Below are 14499 nucleotides of genomic sequence, written 5' to 3' on the forward strand. Positions count from 1 at the left end.
GTATACATTTTCAGTATTTATAATTTCATCTATCATAGTATACCACGAATACCGCCACTTTAGGCATCTTAAAAAAATTAATACTAGGTACATTTATTATTTGTTTGGCTATGTTTTAAATAAGTGTTGATTTTCACACTTATTTAAAACATAACCTTTTTTTAATTTTAAAGCTAGAAGTAAAACATGGCAATAAGTTATAATTAACTTATCTATAAAAATTATTATGGAAGTGATATTATTTTAAAAGAAAATTTTAAAATTAACGATACCTGGAAAGAATACGAACTTGCCCTCACAAATGAATACGGCTTTATTGATTTATCTATTTCACCTTTTATTCAAAAGACGAAAGATCTTTTAATAGCAAACAACTGCAAAAAAATATTAGATTTAGGTTGCGAAAATGGTAAACACAGCATATACCTAAATAGCTTTTGGCGTGCTACTATAAATAAAAGTACCTATAGCTTTCATGATTCTAAAAACAATGAATACCTATCAAAAGTATTCGATGTATTAACCATAAAATAAGAAAGGTAGTGTAAATTTATGAAATTATTTTTTATATCCGATATTCATGGTTCAATCCATTATCTAAAAAAGGCCATAGAAAATTATGAAAAGGAAGCAGCCGATTTTATAGTTATTCTTGGAGATGAACTATATCATGGTGCAAGAAATCCTCTTCCAGAAGGATATAATCCTAAAGAAGTAACTAACCTTTTAAATAAATATAGTGATAGGATAATTGCTGTAAGAGGAAATTGTGACAGTGAAGTTGATGAGATGGTCTTAGATTTTCCAATAATGTCTACCTACTCCTCAATACTTTACAAGGACAAAAGATTATTTTTAACACATGGACATATATACGGAGAAGACAATTTACCTAAACTTAAGGATGGGGATGTACTAATTTACGGTCATACACATATTCCTGTTGCTAAGAAAAAAGATACCATCTACATAATAAACCCAGGTTCCATTTCTATGCCAAAAGAAAATAATCCTAATTCATATGGTGTTTTAGAAGATGATATTTTTAAAATAAAAGATTTGGATGGAAATACTTTTATGGAATTGCATATTTAAATCAGAGTACAGTTAAGGTTGATTTACCTTCCTTACGTCAGGTAAATCTTAAACTTAAATGTTGTTATATATAAACCGCTTGAAACTTCAAACGGTTTATATATAACAACATTAATGCCGCGATTGCTTACGCAATCAAAAATAATTTTTAAGATTTTCTGTAGCTTTGCTACAGAAAACCATCCTTCATTGTACTCTGTACTCTGTACTTTGTACTCTGGTCTAATTATTTTGTCTTATCTAGAAACAGATTCTTAAATTTTTTATTTTCCTCTAAGCTCTTTAAATATTTTACAAAATCATTTTTAAGGTCATCCCTCTTTAAAGCAAACTCAACAGTGGCCTCTAAAAATCCAAGCTTATCTCCAACATCATACCTTCTGCCTTCAAAACTACAAGCATACATAGCTTCAAGCTGCATTAAACTTTTAAGAGCATCAGTCAATTGTATTTCTCCGCCCTTACCTGGCTTAGTATTTTCTAATATATTAAATATTGCTGGCGTTATTATATATCTTCCTAAAATGGCTATATCTGAAGGTGCTTCTTCAACTTTAGGCTTTTCAACTAAATCTTTTACCTTATATACATTATCCTCTATATGCATGGAATCTATAATGCCATATTTGCATACATCATTATGTTTTACCTTTTGAACACCAACTATAGTTGTTTTATACTGGTTATAGCAATCCATTAACTGCTTTAAACATGGTGTTTTTGAATCTACTACATCATCACCAAGCATAACTGCAAATGGCTCATTACCAACAAAAGTCTTAGCACAACTAATAGCATGTCCAAGTCCCTTTGGCTCTTTTTGCCTAATGTAATAAATTTCAGCCATATTAGATATATCTTTAGCTATCTTAAGAAGATCTTCTTTTCCCTTACTTTCAAGCTCATTTTCTAGTTCTACAGACTTATCAAAATGATCCTCTATGGCTCTTTTATTTCTTCCTGTTATTATAAGTATTTCTTCTATACCAGATGCTACGGCTTCTTCTATAATATATTGTATAGTTGGCTTATCAACTATTGGAAGCATTTCTTTAGGCTGCGCTTTTGTTGCTGGTAAAAATCTAGTTCCAAGACCAGCTGCTGGAATAATAGCTTTTTTTACTTTCATATATAAAACTTCCCTTCTGCATTTATCCTTTTCCATATATACCATCTTAAAGTTCAAGTGGCATATCCTTAATTATATAATAAACTATAAATGTTAAAAAGTCATGAAAATACTGTGGCAAAAATATGGCAAGAGTTAATTAAAGATAGACCACTGCGAAACTTAAAATTTATTTGTACCAAAATGCCGTCTTCTGGGCATTATGTTGCACATGAATTTTAATAGTTGAACTGATTTATCTATATCCAGATAAGCAATTTTAACTTTTCAACTTGCTAAAAATATTGACATAAGAAAAAAAATGTTTATAAAATTAGATGTAATTAAGATAATTTTATAGAATGGAAGTGCTTATATGAAAATAGATTTACATGTTCACGATAAAGAGCGTTCATCTTGTAGTAAATCAAGTGAAGATGAACAAATTATGGCAGCAATAAAATTTGGTTTAGATGGCTTAATATTTACAGATCATAATATTCTATCACCATTAGAACATATAAAAGAACTTAATAATAAATATAAACCATTTAAAATATATAGTGGAATTGAAATTGAAATGCAGGATACTCATGAACATATTCTTGTTCTTGGATTACATGATAAAATACTTCAAGACAAAAAATGGGTTTATGAAGATTTGTATTCTTATGTTAAACAAAATAATGGATATATAGCATTCGCTCATCCTTTTCGATTTAAGGATTTTATAAAAGAAGATCTTGAAAAATTTGTACCCGATGCCATAGAAGTACATTCTACTAATATAGGAATAGACGATAACCAAAAGATCAAACAATTAGCCGCAAAAATTAATACTAATTTAATTGGTAACTCAGATGCACATCATTACACTAATGTTGGAATTTATTATAATGATTTAATAAATACACCTAATAGCGAAAAAGAACTAATCGAAATGCTAAAAAAAGGTGCTTATAAAATTTGTTCAGATTCAGAAAGAATTAGAAAACATAATGATGAGGTAAATAAAAAGGAACTGTTAATTAAACAATTAATCAAAGAAGGTAAAAATAAAAGCTACTATCATGATATTACCGGAAATTGGGAAGGCGAATTTGAAAGAGTAGCTAAAGGAAAAACTTATAAAATTTGACCTAGTTCATGTGCACCAAAATGCCTAAAAGACGGCATTTTGGTACAAATAAATTTCTATAGATTTTCAAACATTTTTATATCATCGTCTACATTAGTTATTCCACCAATACCAAAGTTGTCTACAAGAACCTTAGCAACATTTGGAGATAAAAATGCTGGAAGTGTTGGTCCAAGGTGAATGTTTTTAACTCCAAGATGTAATAATGCAAGTAATACTATTACAGCTTTTTGCTCATACCATGCTATGTTATATGCTATAGGGAGTTCATTTATATCTGAAAGTCCAAATACTTCTTTTAACTTAAGTGCTATTACAACTAATGAATATGAATCGTTACATTGTCCTGCGTCAAGTACTCTTGGAATTCCACCTATGTCACCAAGGTTTAACTTGTTATATTTGTACTTAGCACAACCTGCTGTTAGTATAACTGCATCCTTGGGAAGCTTTTCTGCAAATTCTGTGTAGTAATTTCTACTCTTTGCTCTTCCGTCACAACCTGCCATTACATAGAACTTTTTAATAGCTCCAGTTTTAACTGCTTCCACAACTTTATCTGCTAAAGCTATAACTTGATTGTGTGCAAAGCCTCCTATTATTTCACCTTTTTCTATTTCAGTTGGTGATTGACATTTCTTTGCATGTTCAATTATTGCAGAGAAGTCCTTTGGCTCTCCATCTTCAATGTGTTTTACTCCTGGATACCCTGTTATTCCTGTTGTGTACATTCTATCTACATAAGATGCTTTTGGAGGAACAATACAGTTTGTAGTCATAAGTATTGGTCCATTGAAGCTTTCAAATTCTTCATTTTGTTTCCACCATGCATTCCCATAATTTCCAGCAAAGTGACTGTATTTCTTAAATGCAGGATAGTAATTTGCAGCTAACATTTCACTGTGAGTATATACATCTACTCCAGTTCCTTCTGTTTGTTTTAAAAGTTCTTCTATATCTTTTAAGTCATGTCCACTTATTAAAATTCCAGGATTATTTCTAACACCTATATTGACCTTTGTTATTTCTGGATTTCCATAAGTAGATGTATTAGCTTTGTCTAAAAGTGCCATTGCATCCACACCATATTTACCACATTCTAAAGCTAAAGCTACTAATTCATCTGCCCCTAAAGTATCATCTAAAGTTGCTGCTAAAGCTTTTTGCATAAATGCATGTATATTTTCATCATCATAATTTAGGTTAGTTGCATGCTTCATATAAGCAGCCATACCTTTAATTCCATAAGTTAAAAGTTCCCTTAAAGATCTTATATCCTCATTTTCAGTTGAAAGTACCCCAACAGCATTAGGTTTTTCATCTAAATCTGCATTTTCCCCTGCTGCTGAAATTTGTTTCTTTAATTCTTCCTTTAATTCAAGTCCTTTTGATATTCTTGTAGAAAATATATCTTCATCAAAATTTGCATTTGTTATAGTTGCAAAAAGACTATCCATAACAAATTTATCTATTTCTTTATTTACTATATTTAAACTTGTTGCTTTTAAATTGTACAACGAAACAACTTTTAAAGTATATATTAATAAATCCTGTTTTCTCGCTAAATCCTCAGTTTTTCCACATACTCCTCTAACAGTACAACCCTTGCAGCCAGCTGCTTCTTGACATTGATAACAAAACATACTCATAATTTATAACCTCCATGTAAATTAATTTTCTATGGTTAGATTATATTGTGTTATGAGATTTTAATCGGTAACCTAGGTTACAAATTAATTATTATTTTTTTGCTATTTTTTTATTTTCCAATCTAAATTAAATTGACCTTCTGTTTTATTGCCTACAATTTTTAAATAAAACGTACCTGATTCACTAGCTTTATATTCAAATTTTCCACTATTGTCATCAAGCAGATTTTTTACATTTTTCTTTTCAGGGCTTAGTAGCAATATCTTGAGAGCCCCTTTTTTTACCCTTGATGAATAGTTTACTGATAATTCCTCACCAGAATTAAGTTTTATATTTCTATGCTGTGTTCCATTTAGATAAGCATATTTCATATCCCAACTATTAAAAGTAGAATTTTCAACAGACATTGTCGTAAAACAGCTATCAGACATAAATCCATTTTTTGAAATAATGTTTATTACAATAGCAATAATCGCAGCTGACAAAATTACAACAGCAATAAATATCATCCATACAATTTTATGTTTTTTAAATATATCCATCCCTGTTATCTCCTCCTTCGTACTTTGCAGCACACTTAGGGCAATATTCCCATTCTTCTTCCATAAAAGCTCCGCATTTTTTACATTCCTTGCCTAATCTATATCCGCAGTGTGGACATGTGCCCATATTTTTTTCTATAGCTTTTTTACAATTGGGACATTTTTTTTCATTACCTCTTGTAACAATTAAATATACAATAAGTGGAATAGGACAATTAAATAAACCAAGTATCCCCCACAGTACTGCAAATCTATTATTTCTATTTCTTGCATCAAGATATATCCAAAGTGATTGTCCAAGCCATAAAAGCAAAATTATAAATAAAATTGCAAAGCCAATTAGCGACCCATAAATTGAACTCATCTTACATCATTATCCTTTCCATATATTTTTATTGGTTTAAGTAAAATTAAAATTGGAGCTGGTAAAACAATTAAAAAGTTTAAAAGTATAACTGCAGCTACTCCTAATTTTACTGTAGCTATTACTTCAAACATAATTATAATAAATGCAACAAAAGCATACGCACAATCTTGTAATATCAATAGTTTTCTTCTATTACTTTTTTCAACCTTTTCTATTAATTTTAAAGTATCTATTTCTTTAATAAAGCCCATTTTTTGAAGATTGTCATCAAAAACACTTTCATCTTTTTTCATAGTCCCACCTCTCTTTATTACAAATGTCCTTTAATCTTTTTATAGTATTATGCAATCGTGATTTTACAGTTCCTTCTGAACAATTCATAATGCCACTTATTTCTTCCATGCTATACCCATAATAATGTTTTAAAATAAAAGTAACTCTCTTCTCATAACTCATAGCTTGAAGTTCTTTAAGTGCCTTTTCAACTTGAAGTTTATCAAAAACTGTATTTTCAACATTTACTTCGCTTTCTAAAAAGCTTTTTTCCTCAATATTGCTCGTTTCAAATCTTTTTATTTTCTTAATTTCATTTCTATAAAGATTTAATGATATTTGAATAAGCCAACTTGAAAACTTACTTTCTCCTCTAAAACTTTTTATATGAATCATAGCTTTCATTAAAGTTTCTTGAACCAAATCCTCAGAAAAATTCAAATTCCCTGTTAACTTAATTAAAAATCCATAGAGGGTTTTATAGTTTTGTTGAAATAGTATATTCATTGCATTTCTGCTGCCATTTTGAGCTTCTTTTATAAGTTCACTTTCTTCCAAAAACATCCCTCCATTTCTTTTTATATATAAGACAATTCAAATTAAAAAAAGTTCATTTATTTTCATAATATCAAAAAATAAGTGTACCACAGGATTTATTTAACCTCCTGTGATACACTCATTTTTCACTACCTAATTGCTTTTTCTCTTCGCAATATCATAAATATACCAACAATTATAATAACACAAGGTGCAACAAAGTCATATATATTTTGTGAACAAATATGAAGTGCTTGCAATTCAAATAATATTCCGAACAAAAGCATAATTGAAGCACCAATATTAAATCTTTTAATCTTATATAAACGCTCAGCCCCTATAACTATCAATATTAAAGGCCAACAAACTGAACTTATATTACTAACATTTAAAATTCCTAATTGATTACAAAATGCTGCCATTCCACATACAATAAATATAATTCCCAAAAATAATCTTGATTTCATTTCAATCACTCCTCAATGTATTTTATGATATTATTATACAATCGAAGAATGATGCTTTTAAGTGAGTTTTGTAACCTCTTGCATATGACTTAAGTCATAAGTTTTAATAAAAATTCCTTAATCTATTTCTAATTTTATTTAATTCCTTAACCGATGGATATGGATACTCTGTTTCTAGAGCTTTCTCTATTGAATTTATTGCTTCTTCATAATCTCTCGTCTTTTCTAAGGCTAAAGCTAAATAATATAAATAAGTAGACGACTTTTTATTATTTTTCAACAACTCTTTATAATAAGCTACTACCTTCTTAAAATATACCGAATCATACTCATTTGTAGCTTTGAATTCATCACCCTCAACATTATAAATACTAACGGTATAGGCTTCTCCAGTATCATGAAACCAAAGTATCAACTCTATATTACCATCTTTTCTTATATCTTCTACATATGCTTCTGCATATATTGGAAATTCATTTTTAAAGGTCTTTTTTAACTTTCCATCTTCAAATTTCAGTATTTCTAATTTATTTGATTTTTTCTCAATTTTAAAGCCAACTAAAATAATTTTAGCATCCTTCATTGGAATGATTTTCATGTCTTCTAAGCTATAACCTTCTCCTTCAAAGCAATCAGCCAAAACATTATCTTCAAACACCGCAACATATGGGACACTATCTAATGTGTATGCAGCTAAAATTTCTTTTTTCCCATCGGCATCCAAATCAACACTAATTACTTTATACTTCCCACCAAATCTATCTAAGGATATAAGTTCAGCACCACTTGGCAATTTTCTCAATATCTCATCCGAAGAAAGTTTTTCTTCAACCTCTTCTTTTTGTCCCAAATTTAATACGCCCATTTTAATAATATTAATTTTATTATCTGTTAAATCTAGAAGACTCTCAACAATACCCAAGACATCTGCGTTTACCGAACCCATTATTTTTTGCTGAACGAAAATCTTATAAGTTTCCTTATGTAAAGAATCTATTGGATATGCTCCACTAATCTTAGCTATATAAGGTTTAGCTTCCTCTTTAACATTTCCATTACTATCGTACACCATATCTAAAGTTTTATTAGAGATATCCATAATAAATTTTTCTTTCAGCTCTTCTGCTTTTATTTCAACTTTGTAACTATTTAAATATTTTACATTAAGCTTATATTTTGAAATAAACATATCCTGATTAAATATTTCGGCTAACCTTCCATCAAAATAACCGTATATAACTGCTATTTGAAACTCTCCGCTTCCCCCTAAAGTTCCCCGAAGCATTATCTCATCTTTTCCGTCGCCATTAAAATCCCCCAAAAACAATTTAAAATTATATCCACTGTACGAAACATTTATACTTATATTTTTGTTGCCATTAACCGTTCTTACTATAAGCTCCAAATCTTTAATCAATTCATTTTTCGCCGATAAATTACTTCCAACGAGTATAACTTTATCATCAGAAAATTCTTCAAATACATTTCCTTCTGCAACATCAATAATATTTTCATTTTCCATGAAATCCCCTCACTAGCATACTGTGATTCCCAAAATCAACAATATATTATATTCAATTTCATCTGAAAATATTATAATTTTATTCTGCAACTGTAATTTTATTTGTGGGAATTTCTTCACCATCAGAAACTGTAGCATCCTTAACTTTAGTTAATATTACCCCGCCAACAACAAATAAAATTAAAATACTAAATATTCCATTAGTGGATTTTCCCGTTAGTTGAGTAACTACGCCAACTATTAATGGTCCTAAAATCGAAGCAAATCTTCCGAATATGTTAAAAAATCCAAAGAACTCATTATTTTTTTCCTTAGGTACAAGTTTTCCAAAATACGATCTACTCAAGGCTTGTATTCCTCCTTGTGATGTTCCTACAAGCATTGCCAATACCCAAAACCCTATAATATTATGAATAAAATTTGCATACACACAAATTATTGAATACACTATTATTCCAACATAAAGCATTGTTTTACCTTTGAATTTTTCTGACAGCTTGCCAAATATTATTGCACTTGGAAAAGCTACAAACTGAGTAAACAAAAGTACAACTAGCAAGGTTGTTGAATTTATTCCAAGATCGGAACCAAAAGAAGTGGCCATTGTTATAATAGTATTTACCCCATCAATAAAAAAGAAATATGCTACTAAAAATATCATTAAATTTTTATGTTCCTTTATGTTCTTAAAGGTTGATACTAATCTTTTAACACTGCTTGCTACAACTTTAGCCTCTTTCTTTATCCCATAAACTTGTTTAACATTTTTTATTATAGGTATAGAAAATATTGCGCACCATATTGCTGTTATTACAAATGTAAGCTTACAAGCCGTCATAATAGATATTGGAATTATATGCATTTGGGCCATTATAACTATAGCCATACATATTGTGAATGCTAATATATTTCCTAAATATCCTGCTGAATATCCAATAGCCGAAAGCATATCCATTTTCTTTTTGGATGTTACATCAACTAAAAATGCATCATAAAAAATGTTACTTCCAGCATTTCCAATTGTACTTATTATAAACACTATAACAAGTGGCAGCCACGCTGAATTTGGAACTACGGAAAGAAGCGCAGTAAAAATTATTCCTATAACACAAAATACTTTAAAGAATTTCATTTTATATCCCATATAATCAGCTATAGTTCCAAGTATTGGTGCTGCAAGAGCAACTAAAAGTCTTCCTACAGAATTTGAATATCCCCAATACGCTGTTGACATTGCCGCGGAACCTCCTGCATTTTTAAATACCATTCTAAAATATATAGGAAGTATAGTTGTTATAATTATCATACTGTAGGTTGAAATAACGCAATCATATAATATCCAACTTTTTTCTGTTTTATTATATTTAACCATTAAATACCTCACTCCAATAATTAATCTTTGTTTAATTATATTCTAAATAGATTATGGGTATATTAAGCTTATGTAAAAAATAGTTTACCCACACGAAAGGAGCTCAAGCAATGATAAAACTTGTTTTAGTACGACATGGACAAAGCGAGTGGAATAAGGAAAATAGATTTACTGGATGGACGGATGTAGATTTATCTGTTGATGGCCTTATCGAAGCTAGATTAGCTGGAAAAATTCTCAATGAAAATGGCTATACTTTTGATATAGGTTACACTTCCGTATTAAAAAGAGCCGTAAGAACTATACAAATTATACTTCATGAAATGGATCTTTTATGGATACCTGTTTACAAATCATGGATGCTAAATGAGAGACATTATGGTGCCCTGCAGGGTTTAAATAAAGATGAAACAATAAAAAAATACGGTGAAGAACAAGTTTATAAATGGAGAAGATTTGTTGATGTAAGACCACCTGCTTTGACAATAAGCGATGAGAGATATCCTGGACGGGAATATAAGTATCATTCTTTGAGTAAGGAAGAACTACCCTTAACCGAAAATCTCGATGATACCGAAAAAAGGGTTTTAAAGTATTGGTTTGAAACTATAGTTCCTAAAATGAAAGCTAATCAAAAAGTTATTATAGCAGCTCATGGTAATACTATAAGGGCACTTGTTAGATACTTAGACAAAGTCCCAAGCAATGGTATTGTAAACTTAAATATACCAACTGGAACTCCACTTGTATATGAACTTAATGATGATTTAAAGCCAATTCGACATTACTACCTAGGTGCAAATGGTGAACTTAATGAAAATGATATCGCCAAAAATATTCCTGTTATATCAAAATAAAGGTGTAGTGCTAATAGTATTTAATACGTAACTTAAAATTATTGCAAACTAATTTAATCAATTCACAATTCACAGTTCACAATGCACAATGAAGGATGATTTGCCTTCCTTGCGTCAGGTAAATCTTAAACTTAAATATTATAAGCTTCGCTTAGCACCATAAATGGTGCTATTGCGAAAGCAATAAAAAAATTAAATTTAAGATTTTCTGTAGCAAAGCGGAAGAAAATCATCCTTCATTGTGAATTGTGCATCGTGAATTGTGAATTGATTTAATTCGTAATATTTAAATTTGTGTATAAAATACTTTTCATGTCATTCTATAGTACTATTTTATCACTATATTCCATATTTACTTTTCTATCCAACCATCCACATATATCTTCTAAAATATCATCTCTACAAACTTCATTTAATATTTCATGATACAAGCCGTCATAAATTTTTAATTCTTTATCTTCAGATGATATTTTTTCATAAAAATTAGAAGAATTAAAACACGAAACTATTTTATCATCCTTTCCATGCAAAATTAGGCAAGGACATTTGTACTTTTTTAAATTCTTCCTTATCCTTGAACTATTACTTGCAAGTTCTAAATTTAATTTAGTTGTTGTAACCTTTAAAACAAATTCATCATTTTTATATTGCTCTACAACTTTAGGATCTCTACAAATTAATTTGCTTAAGGAATTAGGAACTTGTCCTTTTAAAATATAAGGAAAACTTATACTCTGAAGCTTTGTTTTTAAAGATATATATCCTGTAGGTGCACCTATTATTATTTCCCCATTTATCTTCTCACCGCACTCTATTCCATAACACGCTGTAATAAGCCCTCCCATGCTATGTCCCAAAATATATAGTGGAAATCCTGAATGTTCTCTTTTTATCATATTCACAATACAATCAACATCTTTCAGAAAATTGTCAAATGAACTTACATAACCTTTTTTCCCGCCAGATTTTCCATGTCCTCTATGATCAAATCTGTACACACCATATCCAGCCTTTAGAAGCTTGTCTTTAACATACTCATACCTTCCAGAATGTTCAGCAATTCCATGAACTATAAGTACTATTTCTTTTATATTTGGTGTTATATCTTTTCTATAAAATATACTTGTTCCATCAAAAGAATTGAAGTAGCCTTCATTTTGTACCATATATTAAATCCTTTCTTTTTGGCTTGAACTTTTACACATTTATTTTATCATAAATCTATGTTTTAAATAAGTATTGATTTTAACACTTATTTAAAAACATAGACTTTCATAAAAACAATTACTTTCCAAGTTTTATAGAGATATACCGCTTGAAACTTCAAAATCGCGAAAGATAAATCATCCTTCACTCTGCTCTCTACTCTAAATAAAGGTTCTCAATATTTAAAGACTGTGAAATTGGTTATAAATAACTCCAAGTTTATCTACTTCATCCTCAGAACGTCCAAATAATCCTGCTATATACCATCCACTTAGTGCTGTAAAAGTTACTCTATCATCAGTTTGTGTACCGCCTTCTAAAGTTTGTCCCTTATTAGTTGTAAATTTAGCATAAAATATTCTATCCCTGCCTGTACCACCGTTATATATTTCAGTACTATCTCCGTACGTAAATGAAGTTGAACTATATTATCACGTCTTGCTTCATAACTGATAAGCTTAAAGTAAAGATTAGTTTTAATTTCTTGTTAAATTTCATAAGTAACCTCCTACTACTTGATATTTAAGCTAAAAATCTAAATATAAAATTAAATTTATTTTTTACTTATTACACCATTTTCTTTGAAAAAATGTACTTTATTTGAAATATTTCAGATAAAAATCATGTAACTTATATGGTGTTTTCTAAAATATGTTATAATAAGCATTATCTAAAATAACGATAAATTAAAGCAAGATAAATCAAAATTTATGAAGCTACAAAATGCGGCACAAAATGTCGAGTAAAGTTATCTTGAAAAAGATATGATTGAATTGGGAGTGATAAGAATGGATTGGGTTAAGCAATTAAATGATGCAATAAACTACATAGAAGAAAACCTTGCAGGTGAAATATCCTATGAAACTATTTCAAAAATTGCCATGTGCTCTGTTTATAATTTTCAAAGAATGTTTTCATATATAGCAGAAAAGCCATTATCTGAATATATAAGAAATAGAAGATTGACAATGGCAGCCTTTGATTTATTAGATAGTACAGAAAGAATAGTTGATATTTCTTTAAAGTATGGATATGAATCTCAAGATTCATTTACAAGAGCATTTAAAAATTTTCATGGAGTACTGCCTTCAAATGTTCGAAACAAAACAGTTCAATTGAAATCCTGTCCTAAGCTTTCCTTCCAAATTACGATACGAGGAGAAAATTATATGAATTATCAAATTGAAGAATGGCCAGCATTTAAAGTAATGGGAGTATCACACAAAATAAAAACATCAGAAGCTTTTGAAGTAATCCCACAGATTTGGGAAAACTCATGGAAAGCTGGAACTATGAAAATGTTTCTTGAGAATTTTCCTGACTATAGACCAGCAGGATTTTTAGGAATCGCTCAAGGAGGGCAATGGGGATCATCAGAGGAAATGGAATATATTATTGCAGTAACAAATCATGTTGATGCCCCAAACTGTAAACATGTTCAACTACTTGAAGGAATGAAGGAATTTTCTTATCCTACTGCAACATGGGCAATTTTTGAAGCTAATGGAGAATTACCAGATGCAACACAAAAGGTTTATAAACAATTTTACAGTGAATGGCTTCCTAATTCACAATATGAATTGGCTGACCTTCCAGTTATCGAATGTTATATGCAGGAAAATCGTCAAGAAGTTTGGATTGCAGTTATTAAAAAATAGCAGAAAGGTAATATAATATGATCTATTCATTTAATTCAGGGTATTATAAGGATGGTAACAGAATATTTATAAAAATCCCTTTTAATGTTTGGGATACTTGTGGTAAAAAAGGTCTGATTCCTGTTAAAGTTTTTGTTGAGAAAATAAGTTTTGAATGTAAGCTTATTCCTAAGGGTAATGGAAATTATGTAATTCCAGTTGCAAAAGATGTTTTTAACAAATTAAGTTTAAGTAATGAATATTCCGTTCAATTTAATATATTAGATCAATTAACAAGAATAAACAATAGTAGCCTCTATACTAAGGACAACCCTATAAGACGTATAGATAAAATCAAATATTTAAAACAAGAAAAGAGTGGCTACTGTGGGCAAACATGTGTTGCGATGCTTGCTGGTATTTCTGTTGATGAAGTAGTAAAAATAATGAAAAGTACAAAATATCAGGCTAGTATAAGTAAGGTTCTCGAAACTCTTGATTATTTTGGAATTTCGCATAATAAACCTGTTTATACTCATGGTCAAAAAATTCAATTTCCAAAGTGTTGTATTATAAATGCAAGAGGCAATAAAAAAAATCATCTTTTAGTTTATTTTGATGGTATATTTTATGACCCATCAGTGGATATTATGGACAACTATCAATATGAAAACATTATTAGTTATATAGAAATTAGTATAACATAAGTTGTAACTTGAAATATAAAA

General features: G+C 29.5%; 16 protein-coding genes. 5 read left to right on the forward strand and 11 right to left on the reverse strand.

What is annotated here, in order from left to right; all coding sequences use genetic code 11:
* The first annotated feature begins 552 nt into the window (after window positions 1–552).
* Window positions 553–1095, forward strand: a complete 543-nt coding sequence (yfcE, locus tag CUEA01_RS11920) for a phosphodiesterase (protein WP_234121827.1) — start codon at window positions 553–555, stop codon at window positions 1093–1095.
* Between the two features lie 226 nt (window positions 1096–1321).
* Here yfcE and galU read toward each other — a convergent pair whose 3' ends face one another.
* The gene (gene galU, locus CUEA01_RS11925; RefSeq protein WP_234121828.1) at window positions 1322–2224 is read right to left on the reverse strand and encodes a UTP--glucose-1-phosphate uridylyltransferase GalU; all 903 of its coding nucleotides are present in this window, start codon (window positions 2222–2224) and stop codon (window positions 1322–1324) included.
* A 355-nt stretch (window positions 2225–2579) separates the two neighbouring features.
* Between galU and CUEA01_RS11930 the strand changes: the two genes are divergently transcribed.
* On the forward strand, window positions 2580–3341 hold the full coding sequence (locus CUEA01_RS11930; RefSeq protein ID WP_234121829.1) for a PHP-associated domain-containing protein: 762 nt from the start codon (window positions 2580–2582) through the stop codon (window positions 3339–3341).
* A gap of 56 nt (window positions 3342–3397) precedes the next feature.
* Here the strand turns inward: CUEA01_RS11930 and hcp are convergent, their stop codons facing one another.
* The 8 genes from hcp to CUEA01_RS11970 form a co-directional block, all read right to left on the reverse strand.
* Window positions 3398–4990 carry a hydroxylamine reductase gene (gene hcp / locus CUEA01_RS11935; protein ID WP_234121830.1) on the reverse strand — a complete coding sequence of 531 codons (1593 nt, stop codon included), beginning with the start codon at window positions 4988–4990 and terminating at the stop codon, window positions 3398–3400.
* A gap of 102 nt (window positions 4991–5092) precedes the next feature.
* Entirely contained in the window at window positions 5093–5533 is a 441-nt protein-coding gene (locus CUEA01_RS11940; protein WP_234121831.1) for a hypothetical protein, read from the reverse strand.
* Entirely contained in the window at window positions 5520–5897 is a 378-nt protein-coding gene (locus tag CUEA01_RS11945; RefSeq protein ID WP_234121832.1) for a zinc ribbon domain-containing protein, read from the reverse strand. Before CUEA01_RS11945 ends, CUEA01_RS11940 begins: the two co-directional genes overlap by 14 nt.
* On the reverse strand, window positions 5894–6193 hold the full coding sequence (locus tag CUEA01_RS11950; RefSeq protein WP_234121833.1) for a hypothetical protein: 300 nt from the start codon (window positions 6191–6193) through the stop codon (window positions 5894–5896). Before CUEA01_RS11950 ends, CUEA01_RS11945 begins: the two co-directional genes overlap by 4 nt.
* A complete protein-coding gene (locus tag CUEA01_RS11955; RefSeq protein ID WP_234121834.1) occupies window positions 6180–6731 on the reverse strand; it encodes a sigma-70 family RNA polymerase sigma factor in 552 nt (183 codons plus the stop codon). Before CUEA01_RS11955 ends, CUEA01_RS11950 begins: the two co-directional genes overlap by 14 nt.
* A 128-nt stretch (window positions 6732–6859) precedes the next feature.
* Window positions 6860–7177 (reverse strand): LiaF transmembrane domain-containing protein, encoded by a 318-nt coding sequence (locus tag CUEA01_RS11960; protein ID WP_234121835.1) that lies wholly within the window; start codon window positions 7175–7177, stop codon window positions 6860–6862.
* 103 nt (window positions 7178–7280) lie between these two features.
* Window positions 7281–8699, reverse strand: a complete 1419-nt coding sequence (locus CUEA01_RS11965) for a tetratricopeptide repeat protein (protein ID WP_234121836.1) — start codon at window positions 8697–8699, stop codon at window positions 7281–7283.
* Between the two features lie 79 nt (window positions 8700–8778).
* A complete protein-coding gene (locus CUEA01_RS11970) occupies window positions 8779–10071 on the reverse strand; it encodes an MFS transporter (protein ID WP_234121837.1) in 1293 nt (430 codons plus the stop codon).
* Between the two features lie 110 nt (window positions 10072–10181).
* On the opposite strand from CUEA01_RS11970, the gene gpmA reads away from it, so the two are divergent.
* Entirely contained in the window at window positions 10182–10928 is a 747-nt protein-coding gene (gene gpmA / locus CUEA01_RS11975) for a 2,3-diphosphoglycerate-dependent phosphoglycerate mutase (RefSeq protein WP_234121838.1), read from the forward strand.
* A gap of 320 nt (window positions 10929–11248) precedes the next feature.
* Here gpmA and CUEA01_RS11980 read toward each other — a convergent pair whose 3' ends face one another.
* Together CUEA01_RS11980 and CUEA01_RS25295 are read right to left on the reverse strand one after the other, a co-directional pair.
* Window positions 11249–12094 (reverse strand): alpha/beta hydrolase, encoded by an 846-nt coding sequence (locus tag CUEA01_RS11980; protein WP_234121839.1) that lies wholly within the window; start codon window positions 12092–12094, stop codon window positions 11249–11251.
* A 222-nt stretch (window positions 12095–12316) separates the two neighbouring features.
* Complete coding sequence (locus CUEA01_RS25295; RefSeq protein ID WP_407929254.1) at window positions 12317–12523, reverse strand: jacalin-like lectin; 207 nt, start codon at window positions 12521–12523, stop codon at window positions 12317–12319.
* Between the two features lie 399 nt (window positions 12524–12922).
* On the opposite strand from CUEA01_RS25295, the gene CUEA01_RS11990 reads away from it, so the two are divergent.
* Both CUEA01_RS11990 and CUEA01_RS11995 read left to right on the forward strand, forming a co-directional pair.
* Window positions 12923–13792 (forward strand): AraC family transcriptional regulator, encoded by an 870-nt coding sequence (locus tag CUEA01_RS11990; RefSeq protein ID WP_234121840.1) that lies wholly within the window; start codon window positions 12923–12925, stop codon window positions 13790–13792.
* Between the two features lie 17 nt (window positions 13793–13809).
* Window positions 13810–14478 (forward strand): DUF1905 domain-containing protein, encoded by a 669-nt coding sequence (locus tag CUEA01_RS11995; RefSeq protein WP_234121841.1) that lies wholly within the window; start codon window positions 13810–13812, stop codon window positions 14476–14478.
* Window positions 14479–14499 lie beyond the last annotated feature (21 nt).

This window comes from Clostridium hydrogenum, from assembly GCF_021432385.1.
Lineage (GTDB): Bacteria > Bacillota > Clostridia > Clostridiales > Clostridiaceae > Clostridium_S > Clostridium_S hydrogenum.